The following is a 24949-nucleotide window of genomic DNA, read 5'->3' as shown; positions in this document are numbered from 1 at the left end:
TTCTGATCAGGCCGACGTCTGCGCGGTCTGCGGCTTTTTGCGATTACGCCGCACATAAGCCCAGATCTGCGCGAGGATCAGCAATGCGCTGGCCGCAATGAACCAGGCACTGATCGGACGCTCGACGAAGATCATCATATCGCCGCGCGACAACAGCAAGGCACGACGGAAGTTCTCTTCGACCATCGGGCCGAGCACGAAGCCCAGCAAAATAGGCGCCACCGAAAAATCCAGGAACATGAGCAAGGCGCCGATCACACCGAAGGCCAGCACTTCCCAGATCTGGAACAAGCTGTTCTGCGTACTGAAGACCCCCACCGCGATAAAGAACAGCGCGGACGGGAACAGATAGCGGTACGGGACTTGCAGCAACTTCACCCATACACCGATCAGCGGCACGTTGAGCACCATCAACAGCACATTGCCCACCCAGAAGCTGGCAATCAACCCCCAGAAGATGTCCGGATGCTCGGTGATGAGCTGCGGACCGGGCTGGATGCCCTGAATGAGCAGCGCGCCCAGTATCAGCGCCATGACGGCGTCGCCGGGAATACCCAGGCTCATCGTCGGGATGAAGTCGACCTGCGTCTTGGAGTGCGAGGAAGCTTCAGGCGCGGCCACCCCGGCGATCATGCCCGTGCCGAATTTCTCGGGCGTCTTGGAGACTTTGCGCTCCAGAGCGTAGGCGATGAAGGTGGTGATGGTCGGGCCCGTGCCGGGCATGGCGCCAAACACCGTGCCCACGAGCGTGCCGCGCACCATGGGCATGAAGGCCTGCTTCATTTCGGCCTTGGTGGGCCGCATATCACGCACCCGCAGCTTGGCGCCGGTGCTGATCGACGCCATGCGATTGACGCTCATCAGGAAGTCGGCCACCCCGAACAACCCCATGGAGATGGCGACCAGTTCCAGGCCATCGGACAGATCGAGCAGACCGAACGAGAAGCGGATCGTGCCCGTATTCACGTCGGTGCCCACCACGCCGCACAGCAGACCGAACAGCGTCATGGCCACGCCACGCAGCGGCGAGCCGCGCGACATCGTGGCGCCGGCCAGCAAGCCCAGGAGCATGATGGAGAAGATTTCGGTGGGACCGAACTTGAAAGCCACTTCGACCAGCAGCGGCGAAGCGAAGATCATCACGATGATGCCGACCGAGGCGGCAAAGAAAGAACAGATCATCGTGATGCCTAGCGCCGTCCCCCCCTTACCCTGTTTGGTCATCGGGTAGCCGTCCAGGCAGGTCACCGCATGCGGCGGATGCGAGGGCAGATTCAGCAGGATCGCGCCGATGGCGCCGCCGTATTGCGAGCCGTAGAAAATACCGGCCAGCATCAGGATGGCGGGCACCGGTTGCATGACGTAGGTCAGCGGCAGCAGGATGGAGATGGCCGACAGCGCGCCCATGCCGGGCAGCACGCCGATGAGGTTACCCACCAGCACGCCGAAGAACGACCACATCAGGTTGTGCCACTGGAAGGCGACTCCGAAGCCGTACCAGAGGTCAGTCAAAGATTGCATGATCATGGCGTTCAACCCCAGCGAAACAGCGGCAACTGCAACTGCAGCGCCCACCAGAAAACAACGACAGCAATCGCGCACATCGACAGGGACAAGTACAGAGCCTGTTTCAACGTGTTGGTGCGATCACCCAGCGCCGAGATGAACACGATGGCAAACGTGGCCGGCAGCAAGCCGCCCCACTCGCCCAGAAGGAGAAACGCCAGGATGCCGAGCAGGATGCAGATGCTGCCGCGGATATCCGGAAAAGCGTGGCTATGCCCGCCGGGTTCCGGTGTCTCGGGCGCTTCTTCGCCGAGGTCGGCGGCGCCCTTGGTACGGGCCGAAATGGCGATCAACAGGCCGACGAAGGCCAGCAGGCCGCCCACTGCTGCCGGGAAGAACCCCGGGCCCATATGGGACAAAGAGCCAAGATGATAATCAGTACCGGCATACACGGCGCCCAGGCCGACCAGCACCATCAACGCTCCCCCGTAGTAATCCTTTTTATAGCTTGATAAGTCCACACGTGCTCCTCGCGCGCCCTGGGCGCGGTTGTTCCGCCAACGCCCCAAATGCGGACGCGGCATATCCCGTTTTCAACGGGACCGGCACGCAGAATACGAAGCGAAGCTGCTAATCCGCTTTCTATTGACTGTCGGGTTCCTGAATCCCGGGGTTATCCCTAGGCATATTCGGCAAGTTTTGCTTCAGGAGCGCGCTTCAGGAGCGGATGCGGACGCGTCAGCGTCGATGGTGGGCATCCAGAACACGGCGGCCAGGCCATGCCCGCCCTGGTCATTGGGCTCACCATCGCACAGCTCGATATCGCCGTCGTTGCGGCGCGCAAAGCCGCGCGCGATGGACAGGCCGAGGCCGGTGCCCGACGACGAAGGAGAACGCTCACCGCCGATGCGGTCAAAGCGTGCGAAGGCCCGTGCGCGCAGCACCGGATCGATGCCGGGCCCGTTATCGGCGACGATGACTTCCGCCCGCCCGGCCTTCTTCACCACGGAAACCGTGATGCGCGCGCCGACGGGCGCGTAATTGATGGCGTTATGCACGAGATTTGAAAGCAACTCGTGCAGCTCGGCCTCGCTCCCCATGACAGGCACCACGGCCTGGCCGCTGTCCTCATGGGCGGTGTCCTCACCGCGCGCGTCGACCCAGCCCAGATCCTGGCGTTTCTCGTGCGCCAGGGGCAGATACTGCAACACCACCTCGCGCGCCAGGTCATTGAGGTCCAGCACCTGCCGCGGCGTAACTTCGGCCTGATTGGCGTGCGCCAGCGACAGCAACTGTTCGGTCAAGCGCCGGGTGCGGCCCAATTGATCGACGATGGCGCGCAGGCCTTCCTGCGCGCGCGCGGGGTCGCGCTCGCGCAGCGCATACTGGGCCTGCGTGAGCATGATGGCCAGCGGTGTGCGCAACTGATGCGATGCGTCGGCCAGAAACTGGGCCTGTTCGTCGATCACGTGCCGGTGGCGGGCAATGTGATAGTTGACCGCCTCGACCAGCGGCGCGACTTCGCTGGGCACGCGCGACGCGTCCAGCGCGGTCAGGTCATCCTGGCGGCGCGAGCGGATATCGTTGCGCAGCCGCACCAGGGGCCGCAGGGCCCAGGTCACGCCCCACCACACCAGCAAGGCCACCAGGGCCAGCATGCGCGCATCGCGCAGCACTTCCTGGCGCTGGGCGGCAGCCTCGGCCGCCAGGCGCTTGCCCATGCTTTCGGCCACGATGACCAGCACCTGGCGGTGCTGCCCGTGGTAGTAGAGATCGCGCAAAACGGCGACGGCCCGCACGGGATCGTTGCGATAGACCGCATCGTAGAACACCGGCTGCCCATTGCCCTGCGGCCACTCCGGCGGGCGCGGCATCTCGGGCATGCCGGCCAGGCTGCGGCCATCGTTCGGCTGATTCTTGGCGCCTTCCGGCCAGGGAGGATCGATTTCTTCGATGCGAAAGTATTTGCGCAGGCCCGCCCGCGATTCGAGCATCACCTGAGCGTACAGGGGCGTGGCCACCTGCAGACTGCCGTCCGGATTGAACTCCAGGCTGCTCTCGAGCACGCGCGCCGGCTCGAGCAAGGCCGAATCGTAGGCTTCGTTGGTGATGGCCGACAGCGTGCGGTAGTCGTTCAGGCTGTCGATGACCAACAGCAGGATCACCCCGGGCAGCAGCAGCGAAATCAGCAGCGCCCGGATGCCCAGCAAGGGCCGGCGCCAGCGGCGCTCAGGACTCAGAGGGCTCACGCGCCACGCTTTCGAGCATGTATCCCAGGCCGCGCACGGTCACGATACGTACATCGCTGCCGGCAAGCTTCTTGCGCAGGCGGTGCAGCACCACCTCGATGGCGTCGGGGTTGGCCTCGCTGTCATGCGTGAAAACCTTGCCGAACAACTGGGCCTTGTCCACCGGATAACCGCTGCGGGTCAGCAGCGCGGCCAGCGCGGCGTGTTCGCGCGGGGTCAGAAAGAGCAGCGAACCGTCCAGAGTGAAGGCCCGGCTCTCGCCGTCATACGACAGCGACCCGCATTGCAGCCGCGGATGCTGACGCCCGCGGCTGCGCCGCACCAGGGCGGTCAGGCGGGCCTCGAGTTCCTCGAGCGCGAAAGGCTTGGTCAGGAAATCGTCGGCGCCCAGATTCAGGCCGCGCACGCGATCCTGCAAAGCGCCCTGCGCGGTCAGCAGCAGGACCGGCGTGCGATCGTCGCGATTGCGCATCTCGCGCAACAGCACCAGCCCGTGCTTGTCGGGCAGACGCAGATCCATGACGATGGCATCGTACTCATTGCCGGCCATCAAGCCTTCGGCCGTGCGCGCATCCGGCGCATGGTCGGGCAAAAACCCGCTTTGCGCCAGCGCGCGCATGAGCCACGAGGCCATGTCGCGCTCATCTTCAACCAGCAATATGCGCATGTCCGTCTGTTTCCGCGGAATTATCTGAAGAGCGAGGTCCGTGCACACGCTGCCGCAAGTAGCGCGTTTCGTGATGCCGGCGGAACAGGATCGTAGCCAACTCGTTCAAGGCCTGTGTGTAAACATCGCGCTTGAACTCGATCACCGCGTCCAAGGGCACCCAATACTGGCTCCAGCGCCAGGCGTCGAACTCCGGATGCTGCGTCGAGCGCAGGCAAACGTCGCTGTCGCGCCCAACCAGCCGCAGCAGGAACCAAATCTGCTTTTGTCCTTTATAGTGGCCACGCCACTCACGCCGGACGAAGTGATCCGGCACGTTATAACGTAACCAATCACGTGTACGCCCCAAAATGCGGACATGCTCGGGCTTGAGGCCCACTTCCTCATGGAGTTCGCGATACATGGCCTGCACCGGGCTTTCGCCATATTTGATGCCGCCTTGCGGGAATTGCCAGGCGTGCTCCCGGATTCGCTTGCCCCAAAAGACCTCGTTTTTACCGTTGACGAGAATGATGCCGACATTGGGGCGGTAGCCTTCGCGATCAAGCATGGGCCACCCCCACCGAATTCAATACAATTACGGACGATTATACGTATCTGCTGCCACCTTTAAACATGCGCGCATCCAACTACCATATCAACACCCTGAAAGAGGCTCCTGCCGAGGCAGAAGTCGCCAGCCACAAACTCATGACGCGGGCCGGCATGATCCGGAAACTGGCCGGCGGCATCTACACCTACATGCCCCTGGGCCTGAAGGTCATCCGCAAGGTCGAAGGCATCATCCGCGACGAGATGAATGCCGCGGGCGCCGTGGAGCTGCTGATGCCGGTCGTGCAACCGGCCGAGCTCTGGGTGGAATCGGGGCGCTGGGAGCAATACGGCCCGGAATTGCTGCGTATCAAGGACCGGCACCAGCGCGACTTCGTGCTGCAGCCGACCTCCGAGGAGGTCATCACCGACATCGCCCGTAACGAAATCCACAGCTACCGCCAGCTGCCGGTGAATTTCTATCACATCCAGACCAAGTTCCGGGACGAACGCCGCCCGCGCTTCGGGGTGATGCGCGGCCGCGAATTCACCATGAAGGACGCCTATTCCTTCGACCGCGACGAGGCCGCCGCGGGCCGCAGCTACGACATCATGTTCGATGCCTATCACCGGATTTTCCGCCGTCTCGGGCTGGAATTCCGCGCCGTGGCCGCCGATACCGGCTCCATTGGCGGGTCGCGCAGCCATGAATTCCAGGTGATCGCCGATACCGGCGAGGACCTGCTGGTCTTCAACCCCGAGTCGGAGTACGCCGCCAATATCGAACTGGCCGAGGCGCCCTGCCTGTTGGCCGAGCGTGCCGCGCCGGCCGAGGCCATGCAGCAGGTTGCCACCCCGGGCGCGGCCAAGTGCGAGGATGTCGCCAAGCTGCTGGGCCTGCCGCTGACGCAGACCATCAAGTCCATCGTGCTGGCCACCGAATCCGAAGACGATGGCGTGCAAGTCTGGCTGCTGCTGCTGCGCGGCGACCATGAACTCAATGAGATCAAGGCGGGCAAGCTGCCTGGCCTGAAGAACTTCCGTTTTGCCACCGAAGCCGAGATCGTCGAGCATTTCGGCTGCAAACCGGGCTATCTGGGCCCGATCGGCACGGCCAAGCCGGTGCGCATCATCGCCGACCGCACCGTGGCCAACATGGCTGACTTCGTGTGCGGCGCCAATCGCGAGGACTTCCATATCCGCGGCGTGAACTGGGGCCGCGATCTGCCCGAAGCCGAACGGGTGGCCGATCTGCGCAATGTGGTGGCGGGCGATCCCTCCCCCGACGGCAAGGGCAAACTGGCCATCCAGCGCGGTATCGAAGTCGGGCACGTGTTTTTCCTGGGCACCAAGTACTCGGAAGCCCTGAAGGCGACCTTCCTGGACGAAACCGGCAAGCCGGCCGTCATGCAAATGGGTTGCTACGGTATCGGCGTGACCCGCATCGTCGGGGCGGCCATCGAACAGAACTTCGACAGCAAGGGCATCATCTGGCCGCGCGCCATCGCCCCCTTCGAGGTCGTGATTTGCCCGGTTGGCTGGGGCAAAAGTGAAACCGTACGTAACAAGGCGGAGGAGCTCTACGCCGCCCTGCGCGAACGCGGCGTGGATGTCATCCTGGATGACCGCGACGCCCGTCCGGGCGTGATGTTCGCTGAATGGGAACTGATCGGCGTGCCCTTGCGGGTCACCATCGGCGACCGCGGCCTCAACGACGGGGTCATCGAGCTGCAGGGACGGCGTCAGACAGAGGCTGAAAAAATTTCGCTGGATTCGGCACTGAAAGAGATACTGGACAAGCTCGAAACGCTGTAGACTGCGCCCCGGGTCATTATTGGCCCGGGTTTCCCCTAGGCCGTTTATCCATCGTGAGTCTGCCGACGTCTGCCGAATCCGCGCTGAGCGTGCGTGTCTACTATGAAGACACGGACGCCGGCGGCGTGGTTTTCTATGCCAATTACCTCAAGTTCTTCGAGCGTGCCCGCACCGAATGGCTGCGCAATCTCGGAGTCGACCAGTCTCGGCTGGCGCGCGAGGAAAAGCGGCTGTTCGTCGTCCAGTCTCTGGACATGGCCTACCGGCGGCCGGCGCGGCTCGATGACCTGCTCACGATCCGCAGCCGCGTCACACGACTGGGCCGTGCTTCGATACACTTTGCACAGCGCGCCGAGCGGGACGGGGAACTGCTAGCCGAAGGGCAAATCCAAGTCTGTTGCGTAGACTCGGAACGCTTGCGACCCGCGGGGTTGCCCGATTTCCTCCGCGCCCTACTGGAATTCACTCAGGAATAACCATGCAAGTCACCAGCGACATGTCGTTGTCTTCGCTGATTCTCAATGCCAGCGTGCCAGTTCAATTCATCATGCTGCTGCTCCTGGGCATCTCGGTTATGTCCTGGACATATATTTTCGCCAAGCGAATGGCGATCAAGCGCGCGCATCAGCAGACGCGCCGGTTCGAAGACGACTTCTGGTCGGGCGGCGATCTGGCCATGCTGCAGCAGGCCGTGGCCAGCCGCCGCGACGAACAAGGCGCCCTGGCGCGCATCTTCGACGCCGGCATGACCGAATTCCTCAAGGCCCGCCGCGGCGGCGGGGACTCGGTCGCGCAACTGGACGGCCCGCGCCGCGCCATGCGGGCGGCTTACCAGCGCGAAATGGATTCGCTCGAATCGCATCTGAACTTCCTGGCTTCGGCCGGCTCGGTGAGCCCCTATATCGGCCTGCTGGGCACGGTGTGGGGCATCATGCATGCCTTCATCGGCCTGTCGAACATGCAGCAGGCCACGCTGGCCTCGGTGGCTCCCGGCATCGCCGAAGCCCTGATCGCCACGGCCATCGGCCTGTTCGCCGCCATCCCCGCCGTGGTGGCGTACAACCGCTTCACCAACGACATCGACCGCATCTCGATCCGCTTCGACAGCTTCGTCGATGAGTTCCTGAACATCTTGCAGCGGCAGGTGCGCTAATGCCTTCGGTACGTTCCAGCGGCCGCGGCGGCCGCCGCATGAAGGCCGACATCAACGTCGTGCCCTACATCGACGTGATGCTGGTTCTGCTGGTGATCTTCATGGTCACCGCGCCGCTGATCACGCCCGGACTGATCCAGCTGCCCTCGGTGGGCGCTGCGGCCGATGTGCCCGCCAAACCGCTGGAAGTCCAGATCTCGCAGGACGGCCAGATTGCCCTGCGCATGCGCGAGCCCGGCGCCGAATTGCAGGACATCGCCCGCACGGCGCTGGTCAGCGAGGTGCGCTCGCGCATCACCGCCGAGACCCCGGTCGTGATCGCCGCCGACGGCAAAGTCCCCTATGAAACCGTGGTCAAGGTAATGGACGAGTTGCGCAGCAATGGCGTCACGCGCCTGGGCCTGCTGGTGGATCAGGGCGGCAGTTCGCAGCCGCCGTCCACGCCCGCCAAGAAACGCTGACCGGCGCACCACGCCCGCCTGACCTCGCAAGCCCATGCCCCCGATTATTCGATCCGACAGTAAAACCCCGTGGTCTCCAGAGCGCAAGGACAATGCCAAGTCCCTGGGCCTGGCGGTGCTGGCGCACATACTGTTGATCATCGTGTTGTTCTTCGGGCTGAACTGGCACACGCAGAACCCGGGCCCGGTACAGGTCGAACTGTGGATGGACGGCGACACGCCCGACGCGGCGCCGCCCAAGCCTACGCCCGAACCCGAGCCGCCCAAACCCCAACCGGAACCGCCCAAGCCGCAGGCCGAGCCGCCCAAGCCCGAACCCGAGCCCAAACCGGAACCGCCGCCTCCGCCCACGCCGCCGCAGGCTCAGCCTGAACCGCAGCCCGATCCCGAGATCGCGCTGGAGGCTGCGCGCAAGAAGCGCGAGCAGGAAGAAAAAGCCCGCCAGGCCGCCGAGGCGGCCAAGGAAAAGGCGCGCCTGGAAGAAGAACGCCGCCAGGCCGAGCTGAAAGAAAAGCAGCGCCTGGAGCAGGAACGCAAGGCCGCGGAACAGAAAGCCAAGGACGCCGCCGAGAAGAAAGCCAAGGAAGACGCTGCCAAGAAGGCCGCTGCCGACAAGGCGGCGGCGGAAAAGGCAGCAGCCGATAAGGCCGCGGCAGAGAAGGCGGCAGCCGAGAAAGCCGCTGCCGAACAGAAAGCCAAGGAAGACGCCGCCAAAAAGGCCGCCGCCGAGAAAAAGGCCAAGGAAGACGCCGCCAAGAAGGCCGCCGCCGACAAGGCGCTGCGCGATGCCTTCCGCAACGACATCCTGGGCACTGCCGGCCGCCCGGGCGGCACCGCCGACCGCAACCAGGCCGGTGGCGGCCGTGACGACGGCTATGGCGCCAAGGTGCGCGCCTGCGTGCAACCCAAGGTCGCCTTCCCCACCCCGCCGCGCGCCGGCTCCGCCAATCCGACGGCGGAATACCGGGTACAGTTAGGGCGTGACGGCAAGGTAGGCAATGTGACGCTCACGCGTTCGTCCGGCAATGCCGGTTTCGATCGCGCGGTCGAGAACGGCATCCGCAGTTGCAACCCCTTCCCCCCGCCTTCGAAGGGCAGTTACGAGCCCCTCATCGACGTCGTGTACCGTATGTATGATTGACAGGAGATTGCTGACCATGACACCCGCTTCCAGCCGAGCCTCCCTGCCGGGGGTCTTGCGATCGTATGGCCTTGCGCTGCTGCTGCTCATGGCGGCCTTTATCGTCTGGCAACCCGCCCACGCACAGCTGCGCGTCGATATTTCCGGCACGGGCGCCACGCAGTATCCCATCGGTATCGCGGACTTCTCGGGCGATGATGTGCGTGGCCGTGCCTTGGCCGACATCATCCGCGCCGACCTGACCCGCACGGGCCAGTTCCGCCTCATCAACACCGCAGGCGCCGGCCTGACCGTGGACTCGCCCATCGCCTATGACGACTGGCGTGGCCGTGGCGCCGACTTCCTGGCGTACGGCAGCATCACTCGCGGCGCCGATGGCCGCTACGAAGTGCGCTACCGCCTGGCCGATACGGTCAAGAAAGGCCAGCTCGACGGCGTGGCCTTTTCGGGTACGGAGCAGGAACTGCGCCGCATCGCCCACCAGATCGCCGACCGCATCTATGAAAAGATCACCGGTGTGCGCGGCGTGTTCGCCACGCGTATCGCCTATGTGGTCAAGCAGGGCAATACCTACGAATTGCAGGTTGCCGACGCCGATGGCCAGAATCCGCAGGTCGCCCTGCGTTCGCGTGAGCCCATCATCTCGCCGACGTGGTCGCCGGACGGCTCCAAGCTGGCTTATGTGAGCTTCCACTCCGGCAAGCCCGTGGTCTACGTGCAGACGCTGGCCAGCCGCTCGCAAATCCCGGTGGCCAATTTCAAGGGCAACAACAGCGCTCCGGCCTGGTCGCCCGACGGCTCGCAGCTTGCCGTGGCGCTCACCCAGGATGGCTTGTCGCAAATTTACATCGTCTCGGCCGACGGAAGCGCCAAACCGCGCCGTATTACGCGCTCGCCCGGCATTGATACCGAGCCGAGCTTTACGCCCGACGGCCGTTCCATTATCTTTACCAGTGATCGTAGCGGCGGACCGCAAATCTACCAAGTCGGCCTCGATGGCGGAGAAGCCCGTCGCCTGACGTTTAACGGTAGTTACAACATTTCACCCCGAATTTCTCCTGATGGATCGACGCTGCTGTACGTTGCAAGACGCGACGGCGCGTTCCGAATCGCCTCGCTAAACCTGTCCACTGGCACCGAGACTCTGCTGACGGATGGTCGTGATGACCAGTCGCCGAGCTTCGCGCCCAACGGCATGCAGGTGCTCTACGCGACCATACAGAATGGCCGTAGCGTGCTTGCAGGTGTATCGAGCGATGGCCGCGTGCGGCAGACCCTGTCAGTCCTGAATGGGGAAATACGTGAACCTACGTGGGGCCCATTTACCCGATAACACGTGTGACTCTCTTTGCAAAGGAACTATCATGAAGTCGCGCATTGCCAAAAGCCTAACCATTGCTGCCCTGGCTGCCACTCTGGCCGCTTGCAGCTCCGTCCCTCTCGACGATAAAGCCGGTCAAGGTGGCGGCACCCAGGGTTCGACCACCGGTCAAATCCTGGATCCCTTCAACCCTCAAAGCATCCTGGCGCAACAGCGCTCGGTGTACTTTGATTTCGACAGCTACGGCGTGTCGGATCAGTACCGTGGCCTGGTCGAAACCCATGCCCGTTACCTGGCCTCGCACCCGCAACAGCACATCAAGATCGAAGGCAACACCGATGCCCGTGGCGGCGCCGAGTACAACCTGGCCCTGGGCCAGCGTCGTGCTGATGCCGTACGTCGTATGATGACCCTGCTGGGCGTCGCCGATGCGCAGATCGAAACGATCTCCTTCGGCAAAGAAAAGCCCAAGGCTCTCGGTACGACCGAAGCTGATTACGCTGAAAACCGCCGCGCCGATATCGTTTATCAGCGCTAAGTTTTAGCGGTAATCAAGTGCCCCACATGCGTCGGGACGGTCTACCGATCGTCCCGACGTTTTTGCTTCAAGAGACCTGGAATTTCTATGCGCGATCGAGTTCTCTCCCTGCGTAACCTGACCCTGGCCGCCAGCATTGCCATGGCCACCCTGGCTGCGCCGGCCCATGCTTTTTCCGATGACGAGGCCAGACGGGCCATCCTGGAGCTGCGGCAGCAATTGCAGCAACAGAACGAACAGAATTCTCGCGCCCGCCTGCAATTGGCGGACCAGCTCCAGTCGCTCCAGCAAGAAATCGCGCAACTGCGCGATCAGCTCGAACTGGTTTCGCGCCAGCAGCCCAGCGGCCAGGCGCAAGGCCAGCAACATCCGGGCAACCCGCAAGGCGTGGAAGTGGGCGACCCGCAGGAGCAGACCGCTTTTGACGGCGCGACGGATCTGTACCGCAAGGGCCAATACAAGGAAGCCGCCGAGTCTCTGGCCGCCTTCACCGCCCTGTACCCCAACAGCCAGCTGGCTCCCACGGCGCAGTTCTATCTAGGCAGCGCGCGTTATGCCTCGCGCGACTACAAGGGCGCCATCGAACAGTTGAACAGCCTGCTGCAGAAATCGCCCGACAACGCCCGGGCGCCGGATGCGCTGCTGGTGATTGCCGGCAGCCAGATCGAATTGAACAACCGCGCGGGCGCCAAGACGACGCTGCAACGCATCGTGCGGGATTATCCGAACTCTCCGGCGGCCAACACCGCCAAGAGCCGCCTGCAATTGCTCTGAACGAGCAAGGCCAGGATCGCGGCGGCCTGCGGGCCGCCGTTTGCATTTCAGGCGCGCTGCGCGACGTCGGCGGATTCGGCGCCGGTCAGGGCCGCCAACTGCGCCGGTGTCAGGTTGAACACGGCATTGGGATGGCCCGCCGCAGCCCAGAGGCTGTCGTAGAGAAACAGGTCGCTGTCGAGCAGCATGACCGGCCGCACCGTGTGCCCGATGGGGCAGACCCCGCCGATGGCATAGCCGCTCGTCTCGCGCACGAATCGCGCATCCGCCTTGCCCAGGGCGCCGACGCGCGCGGCGACCTTGGCCTCGTCCACGCGGTTGATGCCGCTGGCCACCACGAGCACGGGCGCATCGTCGGCCAGGCGCCGGAAGATGATGGATTTAGCGATCTGCGCCACCGAGCAGCCCAGCCCCTCGGCAGCCTGAGCCGAGGTCTTGCCGCTGGCCGGCAACATCACCACGGGTTTGTCATGCCCCAATGATTGCAGCAGCAGGGCAACGCGACGCGCCGAATCCGGCAACTCGTCCAGGGCAGTGACAAGCATGAATACGCTCCGGGAAAGGAATGGGGCAGTGTATCAGCCGCCCGGAGGCCGCCCGCACTACAATCTTGCGCGACTGTGCCACAACCCCTGCCATGCGCTCCGAACCCGAACTCGATCTGAAGACCGTCGATCTCGACGGCTACCCCCTGACCTATGCCGAAGCCGGTGACGGCGATCCCCTGGTCCTGGTGCACGGCTCGCTGTGCGATTGCCGCTACTGGAAACCGCAGTTGCAGGCACTGTCACGGCGCTTCCGGGTGTTTTCGCTGTCCTTGCGCCATTACTGGCCGCAGCACTGGGATGGCAGCGGCGATGGGTTTTCCATCGCGCAGCACACCACCGACGTCCTGGCGTTCATCGCCGCGCGGGCGGGCGGCTCGGCCCATGTCGTGGGGCACTCGCGCGGCGGCCGCATCGCGGTGGAGGCCGCGCTACGGGCGCCGGACAGCGTGCGCAGCCTGGTGCTGGCCGACCCCGGGATGACGCGTCCCGGCGAGGACGCGCGCGGGGATTTCCGCCAACGCGCGCTGGCCTTGATCCAGGCCGGCGATCCCGACGCCGGGCTCGCGCTGTTCATCGATACCGTTACGGGGCCGGACACCTGGCGACGCATGGTGCCGTGGTTCAAGGAGATGGTGCGCGACAACGCGACCACCCTGTTGGGCCAGGCGCGCGAACCGGCCACGCCAGTGGGCGATATCACCGCGCTGTCCATGCCCGTGCTGCTGATCGGCGGCGCCCTCAGCCCTGCGCCCTACCCCGCCACGCTGGACCGCCTGCAAAACCAGCTTCCCCAGGCCCGGCTCATCCGGATCGCCGGCTCGTCGCATGGCATGAACCTGGGCAACCCGCGCGCCTTCAACCAGGCGATCATCGACTTTCTCGCCTGATCCCGGGCCCGCAGGGCCGGAATCAGGCGCGCTCAGCCGCGCGAGCCAGAACGCGCGGCAATGACCTGCTCGGCCACCTGACGCGGCGCCTCGGCGTAGTGCTTGAACTCCATCGAGTAGGTCGCCCGCCCCTGCGTCAGCGAACGCAGCGAGGTGGAGTAGCCAAACATCTCGGCCAGCGGGACTTCGGCACGCACCAGCTTGCCGCCTCCGCCGGCGATGTCCTCCATGCCCTGCACCATGCCGCGCCGGGACGACAGGTCGCCCATCACATTGCCTGTGAAGTCTTCCGGCGTTTCGACTTCGACCTGCATCATGGGCTCGAGCAGCACCGGATCGGCGCGACGCATCCCTTCCTTGAACGCCATCGAGCCCGCCATGCGAAAGGCGTTCTCGTTGGAATCCACGTCGTGATACGAGCCGAAGGTCAGCGTGACCTTGACATCGACCACGGGGTAGCCGGCCAGCACGCCGGTGTTGAGCGTGTCGACGATGCCGCGTTCGACGGCCGGAATGAACTCGCGCGGGATGACGCCGCCCTTGATGGCGTCGACGAACGCAAACCCTTTGCCCGGCGCCTGCGGCTCGACGGTGATCACGGCATGGCCATACTGGCCCCGTCCGCCCGATTGTTTGACGAACTTGCCCTCCACGCCGTCGACTTTCTTGCGCACGGTTTCACGGTAGGCCACCTGCGGTTTGCCCACCGTTGCCTCGACACCGAACTCGCGCCGCATGCGGTCGACCAGGATCTCGAGGTGCAGCTCACCCATGCCCGAGATGATGGTCTGCCCGGACTCCTCATCGGTGCGCACGCGGAATGAGGGGTCTTCCTGCGCCAGGCGATTGAGCGCCAGGCTCATTTTCTCCTGGTCGGCCTTGGTCTTGGGCTCGACGGCCTGGGATATCACCGGCTCGGGAAAGACCATGCGCTCGAGCACGATCACGTGCCCCGGATCGGTCAGGGTGTCGCCGGTGGTGACATCCTTCAACCCCACGGCGGCGGCGATATCGCCCGCATAGACCTCGCTGATTTCCTTGCGCTCGTTGGCATGCATCTGCAGGATGCGGCCCAGACGCTCTTTTTTGTTCTTCAGCGGGTTGAGCACCGAGTCGCCGGATTTGACGACGCCCGAGTAGGCGCGGAAGAACACCAACTGGCCGACGAAGGGGTCGGTCATGATCTTGAAGGCCAGGGCGGAGAAGGGATCTTTGTCGGAAGGATGGCGTTCGATCTCGTTATCGCGCTCGTCATGCCCCTTGATCGCCGGCACATCCAGGGGCGAGGGCAGATAGTCGATGACGGCGTCCAGCATGGCCTGCACGCCCTTGTTCTTGAAGGCACTGCCACAGAGCATGGGCACGATCTCGTTGGCCACGGTACGTTGACGCAGGCCGGCCTTGATTTCCGCTTCGGTCAGCGTCTCGCCGGAGAGATATTTTTCGAGCAGGACTTCATTGGCCTCCGCCGCTTTCTCGATCAGCTTGTCGCGCCAGCGCAGGGCCTCGGCCAGCATGTCGGCCGGGATGTCGGTGTACTCGAACCGCACCCCCTGGCTGGCGTCGTCCCAAAGGATGCATTTCATCTTCACCAGATCGATCACGCCCCGAAACTGGTCTTCCGCGCCCAGGGGAAGCTGGACCGGCACGGCGTCACCCTTGAGGCGCTCGACGATCTGGCGCTGCACCCGCAGAAAATCCGCCCCGACCCGGTCCATCTTGTTGACGAAGGCGATGCGCGGCACGCGGTACTTATTGGCCTGGCGCCAGACGGTTTCGGATTGCGGCTGCACACCGCCGACCGAGTCGTAGACCATGCAGGCGCCGTCGAGCACACGCATGGAACGCTCGACTTCGATGGTGAAATCGACGTGACCCGGCGTATCGATGATGTTGATGCGATGCTCGGGATAGTTGCCCGCCATGCCGCGCCAGAAGGCCGTGGTGGCCGCCGAGGTGATGGTGATGCCGCGCTCTTGTTCCTGCTCCATCCAGTCCATGACGGCCGCGCCTTCGTGCACCTCGCCCAGCTTGTGGGTGATCCCGGTGTAAAAGAGAATGCGCTCGGTCGTCGTGGTCTTGCCAGCGTCGATGTGAGCGCTGATCCCGATGTTCCGGTAAAGCTCGATTGGCGTCCTGCGAGTCATGGCGGTCCCTTACTCAAGGCGTTGGGTCATGGAAGGCACAACAGGAAAAGCATCGTGTCCTGGAGGGTGTCCAGACTGACTAGCATAGTACTGAGCCCCGCTCCGCGCAGCATTTGCCCGCGTCCTCGGCCGGGTCATTGCGCCGCCCGCAGCGCCGGCGGGCAAAGAAAAACCCCGCGCACCGACCAGGCGGCGCGCGGGGTTGGGAAGCCGGAAGACGGCGCGAGCCTTACTTCTTTTCTTCCTTGACGCGGTAGACCAACACCGCCGTGCCGGCCAGCGACAGCACCTTGGCCGTGACGCTGCCCAGCAACAGGCGGGACAGGCCGCTGCGGCCATGGCTGCCGATAAAGATGAGGTCGCAACCCGCGTCGGTGGCGGCCTGCACCACGCCATCGGCGACGTTGAAGTTCGACACCGCGCGCGACTCGACCGTCACGCCGGCGGTATGTGCCCGATCGATGATCTGCTTGAGATACTGCTCAGCCTGTTCGGCGGCGGCCTTCTCGTAGTCTTCGTCGGTAATGGCATAGGCGGCGGCCATGCCGTCAAAACCGATGGTTGCCGCAAAAGGCTGCGTCACGTGCAAGGCCACGACCTCGGCGCCGATCGAGCGCGCGAACGTAATGCCGGCATTGGCGGCCTGTGCAGAGAGAGGGGAACCGTCGGTGGGAATCAGGATCTTTTTGAACATGCTGCCTGCTCCTTTTAGTAGGAAGCCACATGCTACCGGAAAACCCGGCAGGCACGCAGCGATAAGCCCGCAGGCTTGATGACCATCAAGCCAGTTGCTGGGCTGCCACGAAGAGGTTGGTGCAGCGCGTTCCGGTACGGCAATAGGCCAGCACCGGCGCCGGCAAAGCGCGCAGCAATTCCGCGAAACGGGCCACATCGGCGGCCGTCATGGCGCTGCCCACCACGGGTTGATACTCCACCGCCAGACCCGCCGCCGCAGCCGCCTTGGCCACATCGGCCGCCTGGGGCTGATCCGGACCGCCTTCGAAATCGGGACGGTTGATGATCACGCTTTTGTAGCCAGCCTCGGCCACGCCAGCCATATCATCGGGGCCGAGCTGGGGGGCCACGGCGAAGTTCTCGGTCAAGGGGCGAATCGGCACGCTCATGAGGGGATTCCTTGGATAATGGCCCGACGCGCGCCCGCCGCGCCGCGGCGCGGCCCGCGCCGGGCGGGGAAGATGCTCAAAGTATAGTGGCCCCGGGCCTGCCCGCGGGGTCGGCCATGAGGTCGGACAGAATACGCCAGGCCTCGGGCGAATCGATCATGGCGACCGAAAAGCGCAGCATGGTCGACGGCTGCTGCGACGGCGAGAACAGCGTGCCCGGCGCCAGCAGCATGCCGCGGTCGGCGGCCTGGCGCGCCAGGATTTCGGAGTCGCGTCCGCAATCGGCCCAGACAAACATACCCGCGCTGGGCTCATGCGGGATCGCAAAGCCCAGGGCGTGCAGCCGCCGCAGGCAGTCGCGCCGGGCCTGGTCCACCCTGACGCGCACCCGGTCCAGATGCCGTCGGTATTGCCCGTCGACCAGGATGCGATGCACGACCCGTTCGCCCAGTTCGGGCGTGGTCAGTCCGGCCAGCATTTTGAGGTCGGCCAGCGGCTGGAGAATGTCGGCATGGGCGGCCACATAGCCGACCCTGAGGCTGGCGGCCAGCATTTTGGAAAACCCGCCCACCAGGATGACCCGGTTGAGACGGTCCAGCGCGGCCAGACGCATGGCTCCGCCCGGATGCAGTTCGCCGTAGGTATCGTCTTCGACGACCATGAAGTCGTGGCGTTCGGCCAGCCGCAGCACCCCATACGCCGCGCCCGCCGACAAGGTCAGGCCGGTCGGGTTGTGCACCGCGGCGTTGATGATGAACAACTTGGGCTTGTGTTCGGTGGCCAGCAGTTCGAGCATGGCCAGGTCCGGGCCGTCCGGGCCGCGCGGCACGCCGATCACCCGCGCGCCAAACGCCGCCAGCCGGCCGAAGAAGACAAACCAGGCCGGATCCTCGACCAGCACCGTGTCGCCGGGTTTGACGAGATGCCGGGCGATCAGATCCAGGCCATGGGTCACGCCGTTGGTGGTCAGCAAGTGGTGCTCGGGATGAGCCGGCACGCCTTCGCCCTGCAGCATGGAAGCGATCTGCTGGCGCAAGGGCAGGAAGCCCTGCTGCCGCCCGTAGGAGACCAGATTGGCGCGCGCCGAACGCCCGACGGCGCGTATCGCGGCGGCAACCATTTCAGGATCGAGCCAGTCTGCCGGCAACAAGCCCGCCCCGCCCGGCGAGCCGGGCGTGGTGTCGCGAAACATGCTGCGCAACAGCCAGGTGACGTCGACCCGTGCGGGCACGGCCAGGCCGGGCGCCGGCGTGGCCTCGTGCGCCAGCGCGCCGTCGTTACGGGCACGGACGAAAAAACCCGCGCCCCGGCGCGACTGGACCAGCCCGCGGGCCACCAGGCGATCGTAGGCCTCGACCACGGTAAAGCGGCTGACGCCGGCCTGCTCGGCCATGCGCCGGATGGAAGGCAGACGCGTCCCGGGACGCATGCCCTGATCGTCGATACGCCGGGCCAGATCGTCGGCCAACTGGGTGACCAGGGTCGCATCGCCTGCGCGCACGGGTTGCCAGTCGGCGGGCAATTGAGGGGAAAACACCGTTTCGGATGCAACTGTCATGGGAGTTTTACCAGGCCAGTGATAAGCGTGAACCGCATAAGTGTATCGGTACTGTACCGATGACTGTGCGTAGAGTGACAGGCTTGATCCCCCTCGGCAAGACCCGACCCTGAATTCACGGCCCGCCATGTCCCGAAGCCCTACTTCCCCTAACCTCGAAGGCTATGTGTTCGGCCTGCTGGGCGTGCTCGTGTTCTCGCTGACGCTGCCCATGACGCGTCTGGCCGTGGCCGAGATGCCGCCGCTGCTCGTCGGCCTGGGGCGCGCGCTGGCCGCGGCGCTACCCGCCGCCGCGCTGCTGCTGGCCACCCGCAGCCGCCTGCCCACCCGCTCGGAGTTCAGCGGCATTGTCCTGGCCGCCGGCGGCATCGTGGTGGGCTGGCCCTTGACCTCGACGCTGGCCATGGCCAGCGTGCCCTCCTCCCACGGCGCGGTGGTCAACGGCCTGCTGCCGCTGTCCACGGCGCTCTTTGCCTGCTGGCGCAGCGGGGAACGGCCGTCGGGGGCATTCTGGGGCTGGGCCCTGGTGGGTGCGTTGCTGGTGGTGGGCTTCATCCTGAATCAGGGCCACGGCAGTCTGCAGCCGGGGGATCTCTGGCTGCTGCTGGCGGTCGTGCTGGGCGGGATGGGGTACGCCGAAGGCGCCCGTGCGGCGCGCACGCTGGGCGGCTGGCGCACCATTTGTTGGGCGCTGGTGATCAGCGCGCCGTTTCTGGCCGGCCCGGTCTGGTGGATGGCGGCGCACGCGGCCCGGCCCGGTACGCATGCCCTCTGGGCTTTCGGGTATCTGGCCTTCTTTTCGATGTTTCTGGGCTTTTTCGCGTGGTATCGCGGCCTGGCGGTCGGCGGCATCGCGCGGGTGGGCCAGGTCCAGCTGCTGCAACCCTTTCTGACGGTGCTGGCCGCGGCCTGGCTGTTCCAGGAGCCGGTCACGCCCGACACCTATGTCTTCGCGCTGGCGGTGGTGCTGGTCATCGCCGGGGGCCGCCGCGCCCTGATCCGCACGCGCTAGCCCGTTTTCCTCGTCTGGTTCATATCCATGTTGATCGACTCGCTGCCCATTCTTTCGCTGTCTCTGCTCGGCCCGCTGGCGTTGTTCGCGCTCGTATCGTCCATCACGCCCGGGCCCAATAATGTCATGCTCGCCTCGTCGGGCCTGACGTTCGGTTTCCGGCGCACCATCCCTCATATGCTGGGGGTGACCATCGGCTTTTCCTTCATGATCCTGCTGGTCGGGCTGGGCCTGGGCGCGCTGTTCAGCCAGGCCCCCTGGCTCTATACGGCCCTCAAATACGGTGGCGCCGTCTACCTGCTCTACCTGGCCTGGAAGATCGCCCGATCCGGCCCCATGGAAGACGGCTCACAACGCGCACACCCGCTGACCTTCATGCAAGCCGCGCTGTTTCAGTGGGTCAACCCCAAGGCCTGGGTCATGACCGTGGGCGTGGTCGCCACCTACACGCCGCAACAAGGGTTTCTGGGCAATCTCTGGATCGCCGCCCTGGTCTGCGGCGTGGTCAACCTGCCCAGCATCTCGATCTGGGTGTCTTTCGGCATGGCCTTGCGGCGCGTGCTGCACCGCCCCGGCGCGGTGCGGGCATTCAACCTGAGCATGGCGCTGCTGCTGGTGGCGTCGCTCTACCCGATCGCGCTGGAGCTGCTGCCGCAGTAACGCTGCTGCCGGGGAACCTGGCGGATGCGCGCGTGTCTGAACCAAACACCATGGTCTCTTTTCCCCGAACTCTCCGCCGGCTGGCTGGCCTGGCCGTCCTCGTCGCCCTGGGCGCGGTCGGCTGCTCCGAACTCGACAGTTGGCAACGCCAGGCGATTTTCTCCCCGGTGGCCGAACAACAGCGCTGGTGGCGCGATCCGCCCGCCGGCACGCAAGTCTTCGACTTGCAGGTGGCCCGGGGCGAAACCGTGCGCGCCTGGTATTGGCCCAGCCCCGTGCCGCATGCGCCGGCCGTGCTCTACCTGCATGGCGCGCGCTGGAACCTGAACGGCAGCGCCTTTCGCATGGAGGCATGGACCCGCCTGGGCTATTCGGTGCTGGCCATCGACTACCGGGGTTTCGGCGCGTCCAGCCCACGCCTGCCTTCGGAGCGATCCGCCCTGCAGGATGCCCAGGCCGCGCTCCAGGAACTGGCGCGCCGCCAGCCCGACCCCGCGCGCCGCTTTGTTTACGGGCATAGCCTGGGCGGGGCGATTGCCATCGACCTGATGTCGCAACCCCGCCAGCCTGAAGTCGCCGGGTTGATCGTGGAGTCCAGCTTCACGAGCATTGCGGCCATGATGACGCAATACAAATGGGGCAAGGTCCCGGGCGCTGCCTGGCTCGTCACCCAGCCCTTCGATTCGCTGGGCAAGCTGGCCCGCCTTTCCATTCCGCTGCTGCTGTTGCATGGCACGGAGGACCGCATCGTGCCCGACAGCATGAGCGATGAGTTGTACGCCGCCGCCATCCTGGTGCCGCCCGAGCTACGGCGGCTGGTGAAGATCCAGGGCGGCTCGCATTCGGGCGGGGTGCGCTCCGGCGCGCCGTACAACCAGGCAGTATCGGACTTCGTGCGCGACGCCGGAAAAGCGCGGCGCGTGGCGGACCGAGCGGTCAGCGGCTGATCAGGGGCCGATCGGCCTCCTCCCAGCTTGGCCGCCGCGCTTGGGGCTGCGTAGCGCTGACCGGGATCATCTGGCTCAAACGGGCAATCGACACCCCGTTGCCGACCAGCCAGTCGCGCAACTCGGCGCTGGCCAGCACGTCGAACTCCGCCACGCGCTGCTGGGCGTGCGCGACCGGACCGGGCAGCGAGGGATGGCTCATGATGAGGTCGCCATCCAGGGCATTGCAGAACCAATGATGCAGCAGCGCTGCGTAGCGGCGCTTGCCGCCGGTGAATCCGTAGGCACCAAAGAAGCGGCCATTGGCCGGCCAGCCCGCTTTGCCGGCCTGCGCGGCCAAGGCGTGCCCGCCCAGCGCGGCGATGAGATGCGCTTTGGCCACGGCCGACCACGGCAACCCCTGCTGCGCACCGGCGCGGGTCAGGCGCAACCAGGGCCGCTGGCCGCCATAGCGCCGCTGCAAGGCCTGCAGCAGCAGCTCGCGCACCCCCGGCAACTGATGCACATGCTGGTGGCCATCGACGTAATGCGGCGCCTGGCCCATCTGATCCTCGAAAGCGTCGAGTTGCCGCTCGATGGCCTGGCCGACCACCTGCCTATCCAGGCGGCCGCCATAGGCCCGCAACAACAAGGTCCGTAAAGGCAGCATGCCTTGGTCGACCACGGACAGGGGCTCGGAAAGATTCAAGTGCAGGCCGATGTCGGTCCCGCGGGCCTTGAGCTCGGCGGCATGGCGCGCAAAACTCGGCCCGCCGGACATGCAACTGACCGCGCTCAGGCTGCCGGCATCGAGCAATTGAAAAATCGCGTGGTCGACGCACGCATCCATGCCAAAATCGTCGCCGCAGACAGCAACCCGCCGTCCATAAGCCGATGCTTGCATCGTCATTTCCATCCCCTTGCCTTCGCCATGCCCGCTTTGTTGCGCCAAATCGCCTGGTTCGTCTTTGTAGGTTGCGCTGCTGCCGCCACCCACTGGCTGGTCGCCGTGCTCTGCGTGGAGTACGGCGGCCTGGCCCCCGCCTGGGCCAACGTGGCGGGTTGGCTGGTCGCCTTCGTGGTGTCGTTCACCGGACACTACCGACTCACTTTTCGTCATCTGACGCTCTCTTGGATCCTAGCCGCGCGGCGTTTCTTCCTTGTGTCAGCCGCTGGCTTCGCATTGAACGAAGCCGCCTACATCTGGCTGTTGCACACCACCCGGCTGCCTTACGACGTGCTGCTCGCATTGATCTTGATTGGATTGGCCGTCCTTACCTTTGTGGCGAGCCGCTTATGGGCCTTCCGCCACACACCCTCTGGCGCACCGCGTCGTTGACGTCCACCTGCCAGACCTGGCGCCGGCCATCGACAAAACGCGGCGTCTGCCCCCGGATGGCGGCATAAGACTCACCATCGGCGGCCTGCCCCCATATCCAGAAACGCGCGCCATTGGGCGCGGCGCACAGCCGCTCGTTGAGCGTCGCGGCCGACACCAGCACCCGCTGCCCGACCGCGGGCTCGAACAGCGCGGCGTCGTAGAGTTCCTTGCGCCAGTTATCGCGCGTGGGGATCTCCGGGTTGGACCAATCGTCGACCACCCACATCGGCTCGGTCGAAGCGGTGTAGATGCCCAGATCGAACGGGAAATGATGCAAGGCCACCATGGTGTCGTAGGGACTGGCCTCGCTGCGGACCTGCTCGCCCAAGGCGCCGCTGCCGCCACGCGGATTGAACGTCGCAACCAGGATGCCCGTCAGGCAAAGCACCACGGCCACGCCCAATGACGCCCATGCTCGGCGATGCAGGCCCCGATTCCAGGCCGGGATCACCGTCTCGGTAACCAAAAAGGCCAGGGCGGGCACGGCCGGCAGGATATAGCCGATCAGTTTGGAACTCGGCAGCGAGAAGAACCCCACCACCGCGATCAGCCAGATGAGCATCAGGCGGCGCAGGCCATCGCTATCCTCGGCGCCCCAGAAGCCGCGACGCAAGGCGCCGCCCATCCACAAGGACCACGGGAGGGTCAGCCCGGCCAGCACCGGCGGATAGAACCAGAAGGGCTGGACGTTGTTAAAGCCGGACAGGGCAAAGCGCTCGAAATGCTGATAGATGAAGAAATAATGGAAAAAGCCCGGATAACGCATCTGCATGTAGACGAACCAGGGCAGCGCGGCGAGCGCGAAAACGGCCAGCGCCGGCGGCCAGACCAGCGCCTTGAAGCCGCGCCAGTCGCGCCGCATCAGCAGCCAGCCCAGCAAGATGGCGCCAGGCAGAACAATGCCGATCAGCCCCTTGGCCAGCACGGCCAGCGCGGCCAGCAGCGCCGTGGCCAGCGACATCCCGCGCCAGGGCAAACCACCCGCGACGCGCAAGATGGTGTCCGCGCCGGCCAGCACACAGAGCGTGATCATGCCGGCGACGGACATATCCATGTTGGCGAACTGGGCCCCGCCATAGAAGAACGGCATGGTGCAAAGCACGAGCACCGCGCACAGCGCGAAGCGCTCGCCACGATAGCGGCGCGCAAACGCGTACAAGCCGGCGACGCTGGCCCAGGCGATCAGCAGCGAGGGAAGCCGCGCGGCCCATTCCGTCAAGCCGAACACGGCAAACGATATCTGCGCGAGCCAGTAGTAAAGCGGCGGCTTGTGGAAGTACGGCATGCCGTCCATGAGCGGCACGAACGGAGAATGACTGCGCAGCATCTCCCAGGCCACCCCGGCGTAGCGGCCTTCGTCGGGCAGCGTCAGGGGACGCGACCAGGCCAGCCCCATGAGCCACAGGGCGACCGCCGTCAGGACCAGCCAGGTGGAGAGGCGATACCGCGCGGCATCGCGCGTGGGCAAGGCCAGGCTGCTCATCGCGTGCCCGCCTTGCGCATGGCGCGCGCGCGCCCGCGGCGCTGGCGCGCCACGTACAACGGCCGCCCCTTGACCTCGTCGAAGATGCGCGCGACGTACTCGCCGACCACCCCCAAGGAAATAAGATTGATGCCGGCGAAAAACAGCAATGCGGTCATGATGGTGGTCCAGCCCGAGACGGCATTGCCGACCATCACATAGGCCCCCACCAGATAGGCCGCATACAACAGCGACAGCAGCGCGAACAGCAGGCCGAGAATACTGAGCACCCGCAGCGGCCAGGTGGTGAAGGCGGTCAGGCCGTCGAGCGCCAGGCCAAAGAGGCGCATCGGCCGGAAATGGCTGCGCCCGTGCAGACGGACATCCGGCGTATACGGCAAGGCTTCGCTGCGAAAGCCCACCCAGGCGTACAGGCCTTTCATGAAGCGGGTGCGTTCGGGCAGCGCCACCAGGGCTTCGACGACGCGCCGATCCATCAGGCGGAAGTCGCCTGCGCCCGCGGGAACGTCGACACGGCTGCCCGAAAGCATGCGATAGAACCAATGCGAGCCCCAGCGTTTAAAAGGGCTTTCATCATTGCGGTCGCGGCGCACGGCATAGACCATCTCGGCGCCGGCGCGCCAGCGGCGCAGCATTTCCTCGATGAGAAAGGGCGGGTGCTGCATGTCGGCGTCCATGCAGATGACTACGTCGCCATCGGCGGCCTCCAGCCCGGCGCTGATGGCGGCTTCCTTGCCGAAGTTACGGGCCAGTTGCACGTAGCGAAAGCCATCGATCGCGCTCCACTCGGCCATGAGATCGGCGGTGGCATCGCTGCTGCCGTCATCGATGACGATGATTTCCCAGCCGGAGCACAGCGAATCGAGCCGGCTGCGCAAGGCCGGCAGCAATACCCGCAGATTATCCGCTTCGTTCAGGCAGGGTACGATGCAACTGACCTGGGCCTCCACATAGAAGGAACGGGTTTCGCCGGCCAATTCGAGCGGTGCGTCAGCGGACTGACGCGGGACGGGAAAAGCCTTGGAGCGGAATTCGACTTGCATGGTGCTGACCCGATAGAGGGTTGA

At 65.1% G+C, this 24949-nt stretch carries 26 protein-coding genes; 13 read left to right on the top strand and 13 right to left on the bottom strand.

Annotation, left to right across the window (positions count from 1 at the left end; all coding sequences use genetic code 11):
* Positions 1–6: 6 nt before the first annotated feature.
* The 5 genes from CAL22_RS03320 to CAL22_RS03300 all read right to left on the bottom strand — a co-directional run bounded on the left by CAL22_RS03320 (position 7) and on the right by CAL22_RS03300 (position 4972).
* Positions 7–1527 (bottom strand): tripartite tricarboxylate transporter permease, encoded by a 1521-nt coding sequence (locus CAL22_RS03320; RefSeq protein WP_094810322.1) that lies wholly within the window; start codon positions 1525–1527, stop codon positions 7–9.
* A 5-nt stretch (positions 1528–1532) separates the two neighbouring features.
* Entirely contained in the window at positions 1533–1982 is a 450-nt protein-coding gene (locus tag CAL22_RS03315; protein ID WP_094810320.1) for a tripartite tricarboxylate transporter TctB family protein, read from the bottom strand.
* Positions 1983–2210: 228 nt separating this feature from the next.
* Complete coding sequence (locus CAL22_RS03310) at positions 2211–3713, bottom strand: sensor histidine kinase (RefSeq protein ID WP_094811104.1); 1503 nt, start codon at positions 3711–3713, stop codon at positions 2211–2213.
* 22 nt (positions 3714–3735) lie between these two features.
* Positions 3736–4422 carry a response regulator gene (locus CAL22_RS03305; protein ID WP_094810318.1) on the bottom strand — a complete coding sequence of 229 codons (687 nt, stop codon included), beginning with the start codon at positions 4420–4422 and terminating at the stop codon, positions 3736–3738.
* Positions 4403–4972, bottom strand: coding sequence for an RNA pyrophosphohydrolase (locus CAL22_RS03300; RefSeq protein ID WP_005018723.1), 570 nt, complete (start codon positions 4970–4972; stop codon positions 4403–4405). Before CAL22_RS03300 ends, CAL22_RS03305 begins: the two co-directional genes overlap by 20 nt.
* A 65-nt stretch (positions 4973–5037) precedes the next feature.
* Between CAL22_RS03300 and CAL22_RS03295 the strand changes: the two genes are divergently transcribed.
* The 8 genes from CAL22_RS03295 (at position 5038) to ybgF (ending at position 12156) form a co-directional block, all read left to right on the top strand.
* Positions 5038–6768 carry a proline--tRNA ligase gene (locus tag CAL22_RS03295; protein ID WP_094810316.1) on the top strand — a complete coding sequence of 577 codons (1731 nt, stop codon included), beginning with the start codon at positions 5038–5040 and terminating at the stop codon, positions 6766–6768.
* A 53-nt stretch (positions 6769–6821) separates the two neighbouring features.
* Positions 6822–7244, top strand: a complete 423-nt coding sequence (ybgC, locus tag CAL22_RS03290) for a tol-pal system-associated acyl-CoA thioesterase (RefSeq protein WP_094810314.1) — start codon at positions 6822–6824, stop codon at positions 7242–7244.
* Between the two features lie 2 nt (positions 7245–7246).
* A complete protein-coding gene (tolQ, locus tag CAL22_RS03285; protein ID WP_094810312.1) occupies positions 7247–7921 on the top strand; it encodes a protein TolQ in 675 nt (224 codons plus the stop codon).
* On the top strand, positions 7921–8382 hold the full coding sequence (gene tolR / locus CAL22_RS03280) for a protein TolR (RefSeq protein WP_005018713.1): 462 nt from the start codon (positions 7921–7923) through the stop codon (positions 8380–8382). The genes tolQ and tolR overlap by 1 nt, the downstream gene beginning before the upstream one ends.
* A gap of 34 nt (positions 8383–8416) precedes the next feature.
* Entirely contained in the window at positions 8417–9523 is a 1107-nt protein-coding gene (tolA, locus tag CAL22_RS03275; protein WP_094810310.1) for a cell envelope integrity protein TolA, read from the top strand.
* Positions 9524–9539: 16 nt separating this feature from the next.
* Positions 9540–10856, top strand: a complete 1317-nt coding sequence (tolB, locus tag CAL22_RS03270) for a Tol-Pal system beta propeller repeat protein TolB (protein ID WP_094810308.1) — start codon at positions 9540–9542, stop codon at positions 10854–10856.
* A gap of 31 nt (positions 10857–10887) precedes the next feature.
* The gene (pal, locus tag CAL22_RS03265; protein ID WP_005018707.1) at positions 10888–11382 is read left to right on the top strand and encodes a peptidoglycan-associated lipoprotein Pal; all 495 of its coding nucleotides are present in this window, start codon (positions 10888–10890) and stop codon (positions 11380–11382) included.
* Positions 11383–11469: 87 nt separating this feature from the next.
* The gene (ybgF, locus tag CAL22_RS03260; protein ID WP_094810306.1) at positions 11470–12156 is read left to right on the top strand and encodes a tol-pal system protein YbgF; all 687 of its coding nucleotides are present in this window, start codon (positions 11470–11472) and stop codon (positions 12154–12156) included.
* A 47-nt stretch (positions 12157–12203) separates the two neighbouring features.
* Here ybgF and CAL22_RS03255 read toward each other — a convergent pair whose 3' ends face one another.
* Entirely contained in the window at positions 12204–12701 is a 498-nt protein-coding gene (locus CAL22_RS03255) for a YbaK/EbsC family protein (protein ID WP_094810304.1), read from the bottom strand.
* 92 nt (positions 12702–12793) lie between these two features.
* On the opposite strand from CAL22_RS03255, the gene CAL22_RS03250 reads away from it, so the two are divergent.
* Positions 12794–13591, top strand: a complete 798-nt coding sequence (locus CAL22_RS03250; RefSeq protein WP_094810302.1) for an alpha/beta fold hydrolase — start codon at positions 12794–12796, stop codon at positions 13589–13591.
* Positions 13592–13623: 32 nt separating this feature from the next.
* On the opposite strand, the gene fusA is transcribed toward CAL22_RS03250, so the two are convergent.
* The 4 genes from fusA to CAL22_RS03230 all read right to left on the bottom strand — a co-directional run bounded on the left by fusA (position 13624) and on the right by CAL22_RS03230 (position 18420).
* The gene (gene fusA, locus CAL22_RS03245) at positions 13624–15738 is read right to left on the bottom strand and encodes an elongation factor G (RefSeq protein ID WP_094810300.1); all 2115 of its coding nucleotides are present in this window, start codon (positions 15736–15738) and stop codon (positions 13624–13626) included.
* Positions 15739–15967: 229 nt separating this feature from the next.
* Entirely contained in the window at positions 15968–16432 is a 465-nt protein-coding gene (locus tag CAL22_RS03240) for a universal stress protein (protein ID WP_094810298.1), read from the bottom strand.
* An 85-nt stretch (positions 16433–16517) separates the two neighbouring features.
* Positions 16518–16862 (bottom strand): TIGR01244 family sulfur transferase, encoded by a 345-nt coding sequence (locus CAL22_RS03235; protein ID WP_094810296.1) that lies wholly within the window; start codon positions 16860–16862, stop codon positions 16518–16520.
* Positions 16863–16938: 76 nt separating this feature from the next.
* Positions 16939–18420 carry a PLP-dependent aminotransferase family protein gene (locus tag CAL22_RS03230; RefSeq protein ID WP_167383542.1) on the bottom strand — a complete coding sequence of 494 codons (1482 nt, stop codon included), beginning with the start codon at positions 18418–18420 and terminating at the stop codon, positions 16939–16941.
* 127 nt (positions 18421–18547) lie between these two features.
* On the opposite strand from CAL22_RS03230, the gene CAL22_RS03225 reads away from it, so the two are divergent.
* Genes CAL22_RS03225 through CAL22_RS03215 form a run of 3 tightly spaced genes read left to right on the top strand, consistent with a single transcriptional unit; the run spans position 18548 to position 21039 of the window.
* The gene (locus CAL22_RS03225) at positions 18548–19432 is read left to right on the top strand and encodes a DMT family transporter (RefSeq protein ID WP_094810294.1); all 885 of its coding nucleotides are present in this window, start codon (positions 18548–18550) and stop codon (positions 19430–19432) included.
* Positions 19433–19459: 27 nt separating this feature from the next.
* On the top strand, positions 19460–20092 hold the full coding sequence (locus tag CAL22_RS03220) for a LysE family translocator (RefSeq protein WP_094810292.1): 633 nt from the start codon (positions 19460–19462) through the stop codon (positions 20090–20092).
* A gap of 50 nt (positions 20093–20142) precedes the next feature.
* Entirely contained in the window at positions 20143–21039 is an 897-nt protein-coding gene (locus CAL22_RS03215) for an alpha/beta hydrolase (protein ID WP_094810290.1), read from the top strand.
* On the opposite strand, the gene CAL22_RS03210 is transcribed toward CAL22_RS03215, so the two are convergent.
* A complete protein-coding gene (locus CAL22_RS03210; protein ID WP_244193768.1) occupies positions 21029–21868 on the bottom strand; it encodes a ChbG/HpnK family deacetylase in 840 nt (279 codons plus the stop codon). The genes CAL22_RS03215 and CAL22_RS03210 overlap by 11 nt on opposite strands.
* Positions 21869–21949: 81 nt before the next feature.
* Here CAL22_RS03210 and CAL22_RS03205 point away from each other — a divergent pair, with 81 nt between their 5' ends.
* A complete protein-coding gene (locus tag CAL22_RS03205; RefSeq protein WP_208621890.1) occupies positions 21950–22357 on the top strand; it encodes a GtrA family protein in 408 nt (135 codons plus the stop codon).
* On the opposite strand, the gene CAL22_RS03200 is transcribed toward CAL22_RS03205, so the two are convergent.
* Together CAL22_RS03200 and CAL22_RS03195 are read right to left on the bottom strand one after the other, a co-directional pair.
* Complete coding sequence (locus CAL22_RS03200) at positions 22293–23882, bottom strand: ArnT family glycosyltransferase (RefSeq protein WP_094810288.1); 1590 nt, start codon at positions 23880–23882, stop codon at positions 22293–22295. The two genes, CAL22_RS03205 and CAL22_RS03200, sit on opposite strands and share 65 nt — an antisense overlap.
* On the bottom strand, positions 23879–24925 hold the full coding sequence (locus CAL22_RS03195; protein WP_094810286.1) for a glycosyltransferase family 2 protein: 1047 nt from the start codon (positions 24923–24925) through the stop codon (positions 23879–23881). Before CAL22_RS03195 ends, CAL22_RS03200 begins: the two co-directional genes overlap by 4 nt.
* Positions 24926–24949 lie beyond the last annotated feature (24 nt).

This window comes from Bordetella genomosp. 12 (assembly GCF_002261355.1).
Lineage (GTDB): Bacteria > Pseudomonadota > Gammaproteobacteria > Burkholderiales > Burkholderiaceae_B > Bordetella.
The sequence above is the reverse complement of the archived record's forward strand: the minus strand, read 5'-3'. Positions and strand labels throughout refer to the sequence as shown.